Source organism: Lentzea flaviverrucosa (assembly GCF_003350445.1).
Classification (GTDB): domain Bacteria; phylum Actinomycetota; class Actinomycetes; order Mycobacteriales; family Pseudonocardiaceae; genus Lentzea; species Lentzea californiensis.
Window position 1 is genome coordinate 1 of the sequence record NZ_QQAU01000022.1, and the last position, 15,213, is coordinate 15,213.

A 15,213-nucleotide genomic window follows, 5' to 3' on the forward strand; every position below is an offset into this window, starting at 1 on the left:
GGAAGACCCGCCCCGGCGGGCCAACGCCGACGCCGCAAGGCGCCGGCTGCCTGAACACAGTGGACTCACATTCACTCACACCTCAGGTAACGGTAGAGGGGGTGCTTCGCGGCCAGGTGTGCGACGCGAGCGGACAGGTCGTCCTCGTCGGAGGACGGATGCAGAGCAGTCGCGATGATGTCCGCGACCTCGGCGAAGTCGTCGGCGCCGAAGCCCCGGGCGGCGAGCGCGGGGGTGCCGATCCGCAGGCCGGACGTGACCATCGGCGGGCGCGGGTCGAACGGGACGGCGTTGCGGTTGACGGTGATCCCGATGCGGTGCAACCGGTCCTCGGCCTGCTTGCCGTCCAGTTCGGACTCGACGAGGTCCACGAGCACGAGGTGCACGTCGGTGCCGCCGGAGAGCACCTTCACACCGGCTTCGGCGCAGTCGGGCCGCATGAGGCGTTCGGCGAGGATGCTCGCGCCTTCGAGGACGCGCTCCTGGCGTTCGCGGAACTCACTGCCCGCCGCGAGCTTGAACGCGACGGCCTTGGCCGCGATGACGTGTTGCAGCGGCCCGCCCTGCTGGCCGGGGAACACCGCGGAGTCGATCTTCTTGGCCAGCTCCCGCCGGCAGAGGACGACACCGCCGCGCGGACCACCGAGCGTCTTGTGCGTCGTGGTGGTGACGATGTCGGCGAACGGCACGGGGTTCGGGTGCAGGCCGGCCGCGACGAGACCGGCGAAGTGCGCCATGTCCACCATGAGCCTGGCGCCGGCGAGGTCGGCGATGCGGCGGAACTCGGCGAAGTCGAGCTGCCGGGAGTGGGCGGACCAGCCCGCGATGATCAGCTTGGGCCGCGACTCCAGCGCGAGCCGTTCGACCTCGGCCATGTCCACGCGCCCGGACTCCCGGTCCACGTGGTAGGCGACGACGTCGTAGAGCCGGCCGGAGAAGTTGATCCGCATGCCGTGCGTCAGGTGGCCGCCGTGCGCGAGGTCGAGACCCATGATCGTGTCGCCGGGCTGCAGCACCGCCGCCATCGCCGCGGCGTTGGCCTGCGCGCCGGAGTGCGGCTGGACGTTCGCGTGCTCGGCGCCGAACAACGCCTTCACCCGCTCGATCGCCAGCGCCTCGATGACGTCGACGTGCTCGCAGCCGCCGTAGTAGCGGCGGCCTGGGTAGCCCTCCGCGTACTTGTTGGTCAGCACCGACCCCTGCGCCTGCAGCACCGCGACCGGCGCGAAGTTCTCGGAGGCGATCATCTCCAGCGTCGACCGCTGGCGGTGCAGCTCGGCGCGGATCCCGGCGGCGACCTCCGGGTCGAGTTCGTCGAGGTCCTGGTCCAGAACCGTGGTGGTGGGAACGGAGAGCGACAACGGGCCAACCCTTCCGAGCAAGTTCCGTAATACGCAACCAAGTTCGCATTATGCAACTGCAGCCGCATCACGGTGCGACCCGCACGAGCCGTTGTCAACCCCATGTCGCACGGACGGAGGCATCCAAAAAACTGAAAGAGCCCCCGGCCGTGGCCGAGGGCTCTTGTCCCGAAGGTCTTTCACAGCACGGGATGCCCCATGCGGACGGAGAGGTCCCGCGACGCGACCCGCAGCTCCTCGACGATCTCGGGCATGCGCTTCTGCGAGAGCCGGTAGGCGGGTCCAGCAGCGCTGATCGCCGCCACCACGTCGCCACGAGAGCCGAACACGGGCACGGCGACCGCGTGCAGTCCGGCCTCCAGTTCCTCCATGCAGGTGGCGAACCCGTCCTCGGCGGTGCGGCGCAGCACGCAGCGCAGCTTCACGGGGTCGGTGATCGTGCCCGGGGCGCAGGACTCCAGGTCGCCGGAGAGCAGGCGCTCCTGCTCGGCCGGTGGCGCGGCGGCGAGCAGGACCTTGCCGCTCGACGTGGCGTGCAACGGCGTGCGCTGGCCGATCCAGTTCTGCGCGGCCACCGCCGAACTCCCCCGCGCCTGGCTCACGTTGAGGGCCACGTCGCTGTCGAGGATCGCGATGTTGACGGTCTCGCCGAGCCGGTCCGCCAGCGCCGAGCAGACCGGACCGCCCACCCGGACGTAGTCGAGCTGGCCGCTCACCGCGCCGGCGAAGCGGAGCATGCCGATGCCGATCCGGAACGGGCCGCGCTCGCCTTCCTGCTCCACGAGCTCACGGGCCTGGAGCGTGTAGACGAGTCTGGACGCGGAGGACTTGTGCACGCCGAGCTCGGCGGCGATCTCGGTGATCCCCGCTTCCCCGTTGCGGGCCAGCAACTCGAGCACCGCCACCGCCCGGTCGACCGATTGCACCAGCGCCGGGTCGCGCGCCTCCCCGTTGTTGCTCATCACGCAACGGTATCCGATTGGCGCAACGCTGTGTTGCGGATGAACAGCAGGGCGTTGCCCCGAGAGAGCGACGTGCACAGGTGCGTGACTTTGGACCCTTGACGCGTCGCGAGCGCCTCCGTCATCCTCCTGTTGCGTATCGCACACCCAGTTCCGTAATACGCAACGGAGGGTTTCTGATGATCACCGCATGCGCCGTCGACGACCTGCCACCGGGCGAGTCCATGCGGATCGACGGCAAGCCGGCGATCGCGGTCTTCAACGCGGACGGCGAGTTCTACGCGATCGACGACACCTGCAGCCACCAGGACGCGTCGCTGTCCGAGGGCTGGCTGGAGGGGTGTTTCGTGGAATGCCCGCTGCACGCCGCCCTCTTCGACCTCCGCACCGGCATGCCGACGTGCCTGCCCGCCAAGAAGGCCGTGCGCACGTATCCGGTCGTGGTGCGGGACGGCGTGGTCTACGTGGACACCGGTGGCCGCGAAGCCGTGGCGTGACAACGGCTTTCTAGGGCGTGTCCCGTAAGTCCGTTCGATGAGAGTCACGGTCGAGAGACCCGGAGGCGGTGCCGCCCCGGCGCCCTCATACCGGGCGTATTCGGGTGTTGCGGCGGTGCCGCCTCCGGGGCCCTCGACCGCGACTATCGCGAACGAGACTTACGGGACACGCACCTAGGCCAGGTCCTCGGCCTGCAGCTCGGCCCGCGACGACACCCCGAGCTTGCGCAGCACCCGTGCCGCGTGCTGCTCGACGGTGCGCGGTGACAGGAACAGCACGTCGGCGATCTTGCGGTTGGTGTGGCCGGCGACCAGCAGCCGGGCGACCTCCTGCTCGCGCGGCGACAGTTCGTCGCCGTAGCCGCGCCTGCCGCGCCGCGACGGTTTGCCGCCGCCGATGCTGCGCAGCTGGTGCCGGCAGCGGGCCGCGTCGCGGGTGGCGCCCAGGCCGTCGAACGTGTCCACCAGGGCCGAGAGGAGCTCGGCCGCCTTCTCGTGGTCGGACGGCAGCAGGCAGGCGGCTTCGCGTTCGGCGACCAGCGCGGCCGGGTAGGGCGCGGGCAGTGCCGAGTACCGGTCCCCCGCCTCGCGGAGCAGCGAGATCGCGGTGTCGAACCGGCCGCGGGCCTCGGCGAGCAGGCCGCGGCACCAGGCCAGGGCGGCGAACGCCATCGGGGCGTCCCTGCCCTCGATCCCCGCCGCGATCTGCTCGATGAGCGTCTCGGCGTCGGTCTCCCGCCCGGCCGCGAGGAACGTGGCCACGGCGACGGGGCCGAGTTCGGTCGCCCACACCCACACGCCCTTCGTGCGCACGATCGCGAGGCCGCGGTCGACGTCCACGCAGGCGCGGGTGATCTCGTCCTGGGCCAGCATCGTGCGAGCGAGCGCCGCGCAGCCCGCGACGGCGACCGGCGTGATCGACTCCTCCGGGGCGAACGCGCCGGTCTCGGTGAGGTAGCTGGTCGCCTCCGCCCACTCCCCCCGCGCCATCGCCAGCGAGCCGAGGACCAGGCACAGCTCGCTGGCCAGCGGGAACAGGTCGCGGTACTCGTCGAGCAGGCTCAAGGCCCGGTCGGCCAGGCCGTCCCAGTTGCCGGTCATCCAGTCGAGGCGGGTCCTCGTCGCGTGGGCGGTGCTCGCGGTGAACGGGGCACCGCACTCGGCGGCGAACCGCAGCCCGTCGCGCAGCAGGTCGGCGCACCGGCTGAAATGGCCGGTCGTGGTCATGGCGTCGGCGAGGTTGCAGTGGGCGCGGGCGAGCTGGCGCAGTTCGCCGGAGGTGGACGCCGGCCGGAAGTCCCACTCGGCCAGCACCGACGGGTCGCCCGTGTGCATCTTGGAACCGACCTCGTTGGCGTACAACGCCATCTTCTGCTCGAGGTCGGTCTCGGCGGCGCGGGCCCGGCTGACGCGGTCGAGCCAGGGCTGGACCTCGCTCATCGGAGTCATGCCCAGGTAGGACAGCCCCAGCACGGCTTCTCCCCGTGCGGCCAGCTCCGGCAGCTCGGTCAGGTCGGCGACGGCCCGTTCGAGCTCGGAACGGGCCTCCTCGATCCCGCCGGCCTGGCGGATCAGCAGCACACCCCGGTAGTGCCGGACCTGCCCGCGCGCGGCGGTCGACAGGCGCCGGTCCGACAGCAGGCGCTCCAGCGCCTCGGTCGGGTCCAACTGGTCGAGGCCCTGGTGGGCGACCTGACCGAGCTTGATCGCGAGCCGGTCGACGTCGGCCACGGGCACGGCCGGGTCGCGCAACAGCCGTTGCAGCAGGGCGGTGGCGGTGCCCGCGTCGCCGTTCTCGACCGCCCTGTCCGCGGCGGCCTCGCCGTAGCGCAGCCACTCGGACGTGCGCCCGGCGCGTTCGCTGTGCTCGGCGAGCTGCACGAGCGGGCGGGGTTCGACCCGGTCGAGCACCTCGACGGCGCGACGGTGCAGCTCCTGGCGGTCCGGTCCGCTCAAGGTGTCGTAGACGGCCTGCTGGGCCAGCGCGTGCCGGAAGCCGTAGCGCCGTGCGTCGACCTCGTGCAGGACGTGGCCCGTCAGCGCGTGCGTCAGGGCAGCACGGCTCTCACCGATCTCGGCCACCTCACCGAGCAGTTCGACGGACGCGGGTGCGCCCAGCACCGCCGCGGCCTCGACCAGCCGGGTCGCGGCGGCGGGCAGCGCGGCCAGGCGTTCGGCGATGGCGTCGCGCAGCAGGACGGGAACGTCCACGTTGTCGAGCAGCCTGCGGGCCGTGGCGCCGTCCGCGTGCACGGCACCGGCGGGATTCCGCAACGCCCGCAACGTCTCCTCGACCACGAACGGGATGCCCGCCGTGCGTTCGTGCAGCTTCGCCGCGAACTCCGCCGACACCGCCTCACCGTCGAGGATCGCGGACGTCAGCGCCCGCACCTCGGCCACGTCGAGCGGTTCGAGCTCGAGCAACGCGCTGGTGATGCCGGTGGGCGGCCGGTACGCCGAGCCGAGCGGCACACCGCCGGGCACGTCCTCGCGCCGGTAGGTGACCACGATGGACAGATTGGCCGGCGGATCGCCCATCAGGAACCGCAGCAGCTGCCGGGAGCCGTCGTCGGCCCAGTGCAGGTCCTCGACGACGAGCAGCACCGGCCCGAGCACGCCGATCAGCTCGCGCATCGCGCGGAACAACCGATGGCGGTCCGCGCGCGGATCGCCGGTCGGAGGCAGGGGCGCGGGGAGGTACCCGGCGAGTTCCGGCAACAGTGAACCGAGCACACCCGACACCGGGCTCAGCCGCGAGTGGTTGCGCGCCAGGCGATCCGTGCAGTCGCGCAACGCCTCCAGCACCGCGCCGTACGGGAACGGCTCCCCCACCGGCTGGCAGTGGCCCATGAGGACGGAGAGCGGCCCGAGATCGGCGTCCAGCAACTCCCGCACCAGGCGCGACTTCCCGACGCCCGCCTCGCCCTCGATCATGACCACCGCGGGCTGGTTCGGCACGGCCGCCCGCAGCGCGCCGAGCTGGTCACCCCGGCCCACCAGCACCGGCGAGCTGGTGCGCATCAGTCCGCCGGGGTCGCAGCGCCGCGCCCTGGACTTCGGTGTCCGGCTCATCCGCACCGATGTTAGGCGAAAGACGGGTATCCCTACGTAGAGATATCCGGATTGTTCGCCGTTCGGCCTCGATCGATGGTGATCGGCACGTGCCGCCCATCCCTGCAGTGGCGGCCAGAACGGAGAACCCGAGATGCGACTCGATCGCACGACACGCGTGCTCGCGGCCGCCGGCATCGGCCTGGCCGTCGCGGCGGCGGTGAGCAGCCCTGTTTCCGCTCAGACGGGCTCGATCCAGAAGAGCGACAAGCCCGTCGCGGGCAGCTACATCGTCGTCTTCAAGGACGGTGCCAGCGACGTCCCGACCACCAACGCCAAGGCGCTCGACCTCGCCCGCAAGCACGGCGGCAAGGTCAGCAACACCTACGTCGCGTCGGTGCGCGGCTTCGCCGTGAAGCTGGACGAGGCGGCGGCGCGGCGGCTCGCGACCGACCCGTCGGTGGCCTACGTGCAGCAGGACGGCTGGGCGAGCATCTCCGACACCCAGACCAACCCGACCTGGGGGCTGGACCGGATCGACCAGGCGAACCTGCCCGTCGACGCGAAGTACACCTACCCGAACACCGCGCCGAACGTGACCGCGTACGTCCTGGACACCGGGATCTACAAGGCGCACACCGAGTTCGAGGGCCGGGCAAAGGACGGCTACGACTTCATCGACAACGACCCGGACGCCTCGGACTGCCAGGGCCACGGCACGCACGTCGCCGGCACGGTCGGGTCGAAGACGTACGGCGTGGCGAAGAAGGTCAACCTGGTCGCGGTCCGCGTGCTCGACTGCTCCGGCAACGGCCAGTACTCGCAGATCATCAAGGGCATCGACTGGGTGGCCCAGAACGCGAAGAAGCCCGCCGTGGCGAACATGAGCCTCGGCGGCGGCGCGGACTCCACTGTGGACAACGCGGTGAAGCGCGCGATCGCGGCGGGCGTGACGTTCGGCCTCGCTGCGGGCAACAACAACGGCAACGCCTGCAACACCTCCCCCGCCCGCGTGCCGGAGGGCATCACCGTGGCGGCCAGCGACTCGGCCGACAAGCGGTCGATCTACACCGGCGGGCAGGCCTCGAACTGGGGCTCCTGCGTCGACCTCTTCGGGCCCGGCTCGAACATCACGTCGACCAAGAACGGCGGCGGCACCACGTCCATGGGCGGCACCTCGATGGCCACCCCGCACGTCGTCGGTGCCGCCGCGCTGTACGTGTCCGCGAACCCGTCCGCAACCCCTGCCCAGGTTCGCGACGCGCTGGTGAACAACGCCACGACCGGCAAGATCACCGACCTCCAGGGCTCGCCGAACAAGCTGCTCAACATCAGCTTCATCGGCGGCGGTGGCCCGGACCCCGAGCCGTGTGCCGCGGCGACCAACGGTGACGACGTGTCCATTCCGGACACCAACACCGCTGTCACGTCGCCCGTGAACGTCACCGGCTGCACCGGCAAGGCCTCGGCCACCACCCAGGTCAAGGTCGACATCAACCACCCCTACACCGCTGACCTGGCCATCGACCTGGTCGGTCCGTCCGGCGCGACCTACAGCCTCAAGAAGGCCAAGGGCGCCACCTCGTCCGCCGGTGTGCACGAGACCTTCACGGTCGACGCCTCCGCGGAGAACCGCGACGGCACGTGGAAGTTGCAGGTGACCGACGTCTGGACCTACGACGCCGGGAACATCGACACCTGGACCCTGACGTTCTGACGACGCCCGGAAGGACTTCCCATGCACCGCACCACCTGCGGGCTCGCCGTTCTGTTCGTCGCCTCCGCCCTGCTGGCAACTCCGGCGCAGGCGGCTGAGGCCGACTTCGTCAAGGCCCGCAACCCCGCGGCCGGCGGCAGCTTCATCGTGTCCCTCAAGCCCGGTGCCGCCGTCCAGGCGTCGTCGAGCGCTCTCACCCAGAAGTACGGCGGCACCCTCGACGCCGTGTTCTCCCACGCCATGCGCGGCTTCCAGGTCAAGAACCTGACCGAGGCCGCGGCGCGCAAACTGGCTGCCGACCCCGCCGTCAAGGCCGTCTACCAGGACGGCACCGCGAAGGCGCTGGACGTGCAGACGAACCCGACGTGGGGCCTGGACCGCGTGGACCAGGCGAACCTGCCGCTGGACAAGAAGTTCACCTACCCCAGCGGTGGCGCGTCGAACGTGACGGTCTACATCACCGACACGGGCGTGAAGACATCGATCGCCGACTTCGAGGGGCGCGCGTCCGTGGGCGCCGACTTCATCGAGGACGGTCAGAACGGTCAGGACTGCTCCGGTCACGGCACGCACGTGGCCGGCACGGTCGGGTCGAAGACCTACGGCGTGGCGAAGAAGGCCAAGCTGGTCTCGGTCCGCATGCTCGGCACGAGCTGCGGGAGCAGCGGTCCGGACTCGGCCGGCGTGAAGGCCATCGAGTGGATCACGGCGAACGCGCAGAAACCCGCCGTGGTCAACGCTTCCTGGACCTTCGACACCGCCGACATCGGCAACGACGCCATCGCCGGCATGGTCGCCTCCGGCGTGCAGATGGCCGTCGCGTCGGGCAACAGCTCGGCGAACGCCTGCTCCACCGGCCCCGCCAAGATCGCGTCGCTGATCACGGTGAACGCGACCTCGTCCAACGACGCACGCGCCTCGTTCTCGAACTACGGCTCGTGCACGGACATCTTCGCCCCCGGTGACGGCATCACCTCGCTGGGGCTGAACGGCGGCGCCACCACCATGTCCGGCACGTCCATGGCCACCCCGCACGTCGCGGGTGTCGCGGCCCTGTACCTGTCGGCCAACCCGTCCGCGAGCCCACAGGCCCTGCGCGACGCCCTGGTGAACGGCGCCACCGACGGCAAGGTCACCAACCCCGGTACCGGTTCGCCGAACAAGCTGCTGTACAGCGGTTTCATCGGCGGCGGTCCCGACCCGGTGTGCGGTCCCGGCACGAACGGTGACGACGTGTCCATTCCGGACACCGGTACCGCCGTCTCGTCGTCGGTGACGATCTCGGGCTGCACCGGCAACTCCACGGCCTCGGCAACCGTCAAGGTCGACGTCAACCACACCTACACCGGCGATCTGGCCATCGACCTGGTCAGCCCGTCCGGCAAGTCCTACGTGCTCAAGAAGGCGGGCGGCGCTTCGTCGTCGGCGGGGGTCCACGAGACCTACACCGTCGACCTGTCCTCGGAGACGCGCAACGGCACCTGGAAACTGCAGGTGAAGGACGTCTACACCTACGACGTCGGCAACATCGACACCTGGACCCTGACGGTCTGATCGTCGTGCGGCAACGAGAAGCGCCCCGGAGCAGTGCTCCGGGGCGCTTCCCGTTCCCCTTGCGGGGTCTAGCGGGTGACGGTCAGCGTGAACGTGGTCGTGCCGGTCTTCCCGTCGGCCGAGGTGGCCTTGACGGTGATCGGGTAGGTGCCGGCGGGGGTGGAGAAGTTGGTGAAGATCCAGACGTTGCTGCTGCCGTACTGGCCGATCGTGGCCGGGTTGAACGACAGCTGCGCGCCGGTGGGCACACCGGACGCGGTCAGCGTCAGGTTTCCGGTGCCACCACTGGCCTTCACCACGGTCTGGCCGAGCAGCCCCTGCTTGACGGTGGCGGACGACGGCGACGCGGTCACCGTGACCTCACCGGTCGGCGGTTCGCTGCCCTCGACCGTGAGCGACACCGTCGTGGTGGCGGTCTTCCCGCCCGCGTCCGTGCCCGTCACCGTGATGGTGGACGTACCGGCGGTCGCGCTGCTGGAGACGTCCAGCGTCAGCTTGGACGAACTGCCCGCACCCACCGAGGCCGGCTGGAACGTGGCCTTCACGCCGCTCGGGACGCCCGACGCCGACAGGCTGATCGTCTGGCCGTCGCCGTTGGAGGAGATGGTCGTGGAGACGTACTTGCCCTTGGCCGCCTTCACACCGCTCGGCGAGGCTCCCAGCGTGAAGTCGCCCGGCTGCGGGTCGCCGCCACCGGTGACGGTCAGCGAGTACTTGCCGGACGCCGTCTTACCGCTCGATGTGGTGCCGCCGACGGTGATCTCGTAGGTGCCGTTCGGCGCCGTGGTGCTCGCCTCGAACGTGACCTTGGCCGAGTTGCCGGTGGTCACCGACGCCGGCTGGAAGACCGCCTTCACGCCGCTGGGCAGACCGGAGGCGGACAGCGTGGCGTTCTCAGCGCCACCCGAACCGGCCGTGGTGGTGATGCCCGCGGACACCGTCTTGCCGACCGCCACCGAACCGCTGCCCGGCGCGACGGTCAGCCCGAAGTCACCGACCGGGGGCTGCTCGCCGACCTCGGTCTTGACCCAGTCGCCCATCTCGTTGTCGAGACGGCCGTAGATCGAGTACCACTTGAAGTCCGACCGGCTCCACGACGCGACGCCGTAGATCTTGCCGTCGAAGATCAGCGGGCCACCGCTGTCACCGGGCAGGATCGTGGTCCGGCCGTCGGAGTACCCGGCGCAGATCATGGTCGCCGACTTGAAGCCCGCGCCGACGCCCTGGCAGACGCTGTCGCCGTTGACGACCGGCAGGCTCGCCTTGTCGAGGGTGACGTCGGCCGAGCTGTCGTTGAAGTCCTTCTTGCCGTAGCCGAAACCGAGGCCGGTCTTGCCCGGCGCGGCACCACCGGCGTCCGCGGAGGTGGCGAACTTCGGGTACGCGGCACCGCCCTTCAACGCGATGTCGCGGTCCACGGTCACGACGGCGACGTCGTACCCCTGGTCGAAGTTGACGTACTTCGGGTGCTTCTTGTAGCTGACGACGTTCACGGCGAAACCGGTGCCGGAGCCGCCCTTGAAGTCCTTGAGGTCGTCGAGCCCGTAGACGAACCTCTTCTCCCCCTGGGCGTCCGCGCAGTGCGCCGCGATCAGGATCTTGCGCGGCGCCACGACCGTGCCGGAGCAGGTCTGGCCCTCCGGCCGGGTGCCACCGGCGCGGATGCCCGCGATGATGCCGGGGAACTCGCTCACGGTGGCGTTCTGCCCGCCGACGAACATGGGCGAGGCGTCACCGAGGTTGGCGGGGACGGTGTCCCCCAGGTAGTTCGCCGCAGGGGCGTTCGGCGGTGCGGCGTTCGCGATGCTGACCGGCGTCAGCACCGTGGCCGCGACCAGGGCCAGCAGGCCCCAGGACCGTGGTGTTCTCGTCACGTTGGTTCCTCTCCGGATCTCGGAACGGCCTCCTCAGGGCAGGGACGGCGGCCGTTCGCTGCGATCACTGTCGGAGCCGCGCACGTGCGGAACAATCAGGGTTCGCATCCGTAGGGGTACGGAACTTTCTCCAGACCTCGGCACAGGCCGTGCCCTATGGGCGGCGGAAGATCGTGATGGAGTGCCCCACGACGTCGATCGGGGTGCTCGTGTCGATGAGCGCTCGCAGCACGTCGTCGGCCTTGGCGATGGCCGTGTTGGACACGACGAGCAGCCCCTGCACCTGGTCCGGCGGCACCTCGCGCGGGTCGGCGGCGCTGATGCCGTAGTGCTCGGGCACGCCGGAGCCCTTGTAGACGAGCCACTTCCGCTCGCCGGAGTACCGCTTCAGCCGCTCGGCCAGCCTGCCGAGGTCCTGGCCCCAGTCGACGTTCGAGTCGTGCAGGTGCAGGTGGGTCTTGGACGGGCCGCCGAAGATCTCGTTGGAGTAAGGCAGGTAGTAGGGGAACGTCCACAGTGAACTGGCGGCGACCGCCACGACCGCGAGTGCGGCGTAACGGCGGTGCGCGACCACCGCGGCGGCGACCGCGAGGAACATGGGCACGAAGATCGCGTACCGGACGCCGAGGTCGCGGTTGCCGGTCATCGCGACGAGCAGCAGGACGGCGGCGGGGGCGAGGACGTAGGCGGCCGCCGGGCGTTCGACCATCGCGACGGCTCCGGCCGCCCAGAGCAGCAGGGCTCCCAGCGGTGTCTTCACCAGCAGCGCGGCCGGCAGGTAGTACCAGTGTGAGCCCTCGTAGTGCGTGCCGAACAGGTAGCCGCCCCAGACGCGGTTCTCGAACCCCAGTTGGACGCGCATGCCGTCGAGGTAGGGCTCGGGGAACGGCAGCAGGCCGACCGGCGCACCCGGCAGGCCGGGCGGGGTCTCCCAGCGCAGCAACGGGTCCACGGCCAGGTACGACGCCCACACCACCGCGACGGCGACCAGCACCATGACGAGCACGGCTTTGACGCGTGCGTGCCAGAAGGCCAGGAACAGCAGCACCGGGACCGCGGCCAGGGTGTTCATCTTGGTCGCCAGGGCCGCGCCGAGGGCCAGTCCGGCGAGCGGCAGGTAGAGCCCGGGGTCGGTGCGCGCACGCCACAACAGCCAGGCCGAGGTGAGCAGGAACCCGGCCGCCGGAACGTCCAGTGTGGCCAAGGATCCGTGGGCGATGAGGTCCGGCGAGAACGTGTACAGCGCGAGCGCGACGAGCCCGCCGGACGTGTTCGTGACGTCGCGGGCGAACAGGAGGACGACCACCCCGAACAGCAGCGTCAGCACGATCATCGGCAGCCGCGCCGCCAGCAGCAGTGCGCCGGGGTCGTTGCCCGACTCGTAGAGCACGTGCCGGCCCAGTTCGGTCTGGTCGCCCTGGAAGCCGGGGTCGAGGTGGACGTCGGCGAACGCGAGTCCGGTCGCCATGATCAGCTTGCCCAGCGGCGGGTGCTCGGGGTTGTACCGGAGGCTGTGCTGCTGCAGCTGGACGACCGTCGCGCCGATGTAGACGGGTTCGTCGACGGTCGGCGTCTGCGTGACCGCCGTGGTGACCATCGCGATCGCCATCTGCGCCAGCAGCACGGCCGCGGCCAGCGCGAACAGCCGGCGCCGCGGTGCTCTCACCGGCACCGGTGGCGGCAGCGCCTCGACAGGGCGCTGGATCGTGGCGAGCGACAAGACCGCTTGGTCCTCTCACGGGGGGTGAACAAACCCGACACTTCCCGAAACGGGATGCCCGCCGGATCGGTTGCTCCACACATCCGCTACAGATCGTTGCGAAATCCTCTGTCGCATTTCAGCTACACCTTGTAGCTTTACTGGCCCCCGGACGAGGGAGACCAGCCGTGACCCCGCACAACTCCACCCGGCCCGCGATGGCGGTCCTGGCCGCTCTGGCCGTCACGATCGGCGCGCTCGAGAGCATCCCGTTCCCCGCGCTGCCCCTGCTGCAACGAGAGCTCGGCCTCGACCCCGCCCAGGCCGGCCTGCTGTCCACGACGTTGATCATCACGTCGGCCATCACCATGCCGGTCGTCGCGAAGATCGCCGACGACCGCGGCGGGCGCCGCACCCTGCTCGTCCTGACCTGGTGCATCGTCGCCGGGGCCGTGCTGTCGGCGTTCGCGACGTCGTTCCCCGTGATCCTGCTCGGGCAGTTCCTGCAGGGCCTGGGCGGCGGCGTCCTGCCGGTGTCGTTCGTCGTGGCGCGGCAGCTCTTCCGCGACTCGACGCCGGTCGCGGTCGGTGTGCTCACGGGACTGTTCACGGTCGGCAGCGGCCTGGGCGTGCTCGTCGCCGGGCCGCTCGCCGACGCCCTGTCGCGGCAGTGGATGTTCCTGCTGCCGGCGCTGGTCGTGGCCGCCGTGGCGATCGTGGCGCCGTCCGCGCTGCCCGGTCCGCACACCGTGCGGCGAACCCGGCTGGACTGGCCGGGCGCGACGCTGCTGGCGTTGGCGCTCGCCACGCTCATGCTGGCCGTCTTCCTGGCTCCACAGGGACTTCTCGCCGCCGTGGTGCTGCTCGTGGTGGCGTTCGCGTTCGGCGCAGGGTGGGTGGCGGTCGAACGCCGCGCCGACCATCCCCTGGTCGATCTCGGCATCCTGCGGGCGCGCGGGGTGTGGACGGCGAGCATCACGGCCGGGGCGCTCGGCGCGAGCTACTCGGCGACGTACTTCCTGGTGCCTCAACTGCTTTCCGGATTCGGTGCCACCGCCAGCGAGATCAGCCTGTACCTCTTCCCCACCGTCGCCGTCGCCGTAGTGGTCGGGCCGTTGTCCGGGGTGTTCGTGCGACGCGCGGGAACTCGCGCCGCGCTGGTGACGGGGCTCGCGCTCACCGCCGCCGGGACGTTGTTCGTGGCCGGGTGGCACGAGGCGCCGTGGCAGATCGCGGCCGGGATGCTGGTGACGCTAGGGCTCGGCGTCGGGACCGCGTCCACCGCCACCTACACCACCGTGATCGCCTCGGTCCGCGACCAGGACACGGGTGTGGCGGCGGCGACGTGCGGGATCGCCCGTGCGATCGGTGCGGCGCTGGGAGTGCAGGTCGCGGCGGCGTTGCTCGTGGCGGGGAGCTCGTTCCGGCTCGGTTTCGTGCTCGCCGCGGTCGTCGTGCTGCTGCCCTTGGTGCTGCAGCGGAAAATTCGTTTCAGCGAGACGGCGGCACAGGGCTAGCCTGCGCGAATGCCGTTGGGAGACTTGGACAAGATCGCTGAGGACACCGGTTTCTCCGGCGTGGTCCAGGTCGACCGCGCCGGGGAGATCGAGTTCGCGAAGGCCTACGGGCTCGCCAACCGGGCGTACGGCGTGCCCAACACCGTCGACACCAGGTTCGGCATCGCCAGCGGCGGCAAGGGCTTCACCGCGCTGACCGTGCTCTCGCTGGTCCACGAGGGCAAGCTCTCCCTCGGCACCACCGCCCGTTCACTGCTCGGTGACGACCTGCCGTTGATCGCCGGCGACGTGACGGTCGAGCACCTGCTCACGCACACGTCCGGCATCGGCGACTACCTCGACGAGGAGACCGACTGGGAGGCCGACGACTACGTGATCGGCGCCGTGCACGAGCTGACCACGACCGAGGCCTTCCTGCCGCTGCTCGACGGGATTCCGGTCAAGTTCAAGGCCGGCGAGCGGTTCGGCTACTGCAACGGTGGCTACGTCGTACTGGCTCTCCTCGCCGAGCGAGTCAGCGGAGAGGGCTACCACGACCTCGTACGCTCCAGGGTGCTCCGCCCGGCGGACATGACCAGGACAGACTTCCTGCGCTCCGACGAACTGCCCGCCGACGCCGCCGTCGGCTACCTGGAGGGCGGCGACCGCTCGAACGTCCTCCACCTGCCGGTGCTGGCGAACGGTGACGGCGGCATCCACACGACCGCGGGCGACATGTCGAAGTTCTGGCGGGCGTTGTTCGCGAGCGGGGACGCCGAGCTGGTCACGAGGCCTCGGCACGACGTGCCCGAGGAGTCGCTGCGCTACGGCCTCGGGTTCTGGCTGCACCAGACCAGCGACACCGTGATCCTCGCCGGGTACGACGCCGGCGAGTCGTTCAAGTCCACTCACGACCCGCACACCGGCACCACCATCACCGTCCTGTCGAACACCTCGTCCGGCGCCTGGCCGATCGCGCGCGCACTCATGTCCTGACGGGAC

At 70.5% G+C, this 15,213-nt stretch carries 10 protein-coding genes; 5 read left to right on the top strand and 5 right to left on the bottom strand.

What is annotated here, in order from left to right; all coding sequences use genetic code 11:
* Positions 1–71: 71 nt before the first annotated feature.
* A complete protein-coding gene (glyA, locus tag DFR72_RS43040) occupies positions 72–1,361 on the bottom strand; it encodes a serine hydroxymethyltransferase (RefSeq protein WP_281273469.1) in 1,290 nt (429 codons plus the stop codon).
* 179 nt (positions 1,362–1,540) lie between these two features.
* Positions 1,541–2,323 carry an IclR family transcriptional regulator gene (locus tag DFR72_RS43045; protein WP_090073773.1) on the bottom strand — a complete coding sequence of 261 codons (783 nt, stop codon included), beginning with the start codon at positions 2,321–2,323 and terminating at the stop codon, positions 1,541–1,543.
* A 179-nt stretch (positions 2,324–2,502) separates the two neighbouring features.
* Here DFR72_RS43045 and DFR72_RS43050 point away from each other — a divergent pair, with 179 nt between their 5' ends.
* Positions 2,503–2,820: a bifunctional 3-phenylpropionate/cinnamic acid dioxygenase ferredoxin subunit gene (locus DFR72_RS43050; RefSeq protein ID WP_090073771.1), complete on the top strand. Its 318-nt coding sequence runs from the start codon at positions 2,503–2,505 to the stop codon at positions 2,818–2,820.
* Between the two features lie 174 nt (positions 2,821–2,994).
* Here DFR72_RS43050 and DFR72_RS43055 read toward each other — a convergent pair whose 3' ends face one another.
* A complete protein-coding gene (locus tag DFR72_RS43055) occupies positions 2,995–5,892 on the bottom strand; it encodes an ATP-binding protein (RefSeq protein ID WP_245983977.1) in 2,898 nt (965 codons plus the stop codon).
* A gap of 133 nt (positions 5,893–6,025) precedes the next feature.
* On the opposite strand from DFR72_RS43055, the gene DFR72_RS43060 reads away from it, so the two are divergent.
* Entirely contained in the window at positions 6,026–7,588 is a 1,563-nt protein-coding gene (locus tag DFR72_RS43060; RefSeq protein WP_090073766.1) for a S8 family peptidase, read from the top strand.
* A gap of 21 nt (positions 7,589–7,609) precedes the next feature.
* Positions 7,610–9,142: a S8 family serine peptidase gene (locus DFR72_RS43065; RefSeq protein ID WP_090073763.1), complete on the top strand. Its 1,533-nt coding sequence runs from the start codon at positions 7,610–7,612 to the stop codon at positions 9,140–9,142.
* A 68-nt stretch (positions 9,143–9,210) separates the two neighbouring features.
* Here DFR72_RS43065 and DFR72_RS43070 read toward each other — a convergent pair whose 3' ends face one another.
* Both DFR72_RS43070 and DFR72_RS43075 read right to left on the bottom strand, forming a co-directional pair.
* Positions 9,211–11,016: a trypsin-like serine protease gene (locus tag DFR72_RS43070; RefSeq protein WP_090073760.1), complete on the bottom strand. Its 1,806-nt coding sequence runs from the start codon at positions 11,014–11,016 to the stop codon at positions 9,211–9,213.
* A gap of 154 nt (positions 11,017–11,170) precedes the next feature.
* Positions 11,171–12,736, bottom strand: a complete 1,566-nt coding sequence (locus tag DFR72_RS43075) for a phospholipid carrier-dependent glycosyltransferase (RefSeq protein WP_245983991.1) — start codon at positions 12,734–12,736, stop codon at positions 11,171–11,173.
* Between the two features lie 167 nt (positions 12,737–12,903).
* Between DFR72_RS43075 and DFR72_RS43080 the strand changes: the two genes are divergently transcribed.
* Together DFR72_RS43080 and DFR72_RS43085 are read left to right on the top strand one after the other, a co-directional pair.
* Complete coding sequence (locus DFR72_RS43080) at positions 12,904–14,232, top strand: MFS transporter (RefSeq protein ID WP_090073758.1); 1,329 nt, start codon at positions 12,904–12,906, stop codon at positions 14,230–14,232.
* A 9-nt stretch (positions 14,233–14,241) separates the two neighbouring features.
* Entirely contained in the window at positions 14,242–15,207 is a 966-nt protein-coding gene (locus DFR72_RS43085; protein ID WP_177224661.1) for a serine hydrolase domain-containing protein, read from the top strand.
* The last annotated feature ends 6 nt before the right edge of the window (positions 15,208–15,213 follow it).

What these genes read in the sequence shown, in the direction of transcription:
- DFR72_RS43045 (WP_090073773.1), bottom strand. Translation starts at nt 2,323, where the DNA reads ATGAGCAACAACGGGGAGGCGCGCGACCCGGCGCTGGTGCAATCGGTC.
- DFR72_RS43060 (WP_090073766.1), top strand. Translation starts at nt 6,026, where the DNA reads ATGCGACTCGATCGCACGACACGCGTGCTCGCGGCCGCCGGCATCGGC.
- DFR72_RS43055 (WP_245983977.1), bottom strand. Translation starts at nt 5,892, where the DNA reads ATGAGCCGGACACCGAAGTCCAGGGCGCGGCGCTGCGACCCCGGCGGA.
- DFR72_RS43085 (WP_177224661.1), top strand. Translation starts at nt 14,242, where the DNA reads ATGCCGTTGGGAGACTTGGACAAGATCGCTGAGGACACCGGTTTCTCC.
- DFR72_RS43065 (WP_090073763.1), top strand. Translation starts at nt 7,610, where the DNA reads ATGCACCGCACCACCTGCGGGCTCGCCGTTCTGTTCGTCGCCTCCGCC.
- DFR72_RS43050 (WP_090073771.1), top strand. Translation starts at nt 2,503, where the DNA reads ATGATCACCGCATGCGCCGTCGACGACCTGCCACCGGGCGAGTCCATG.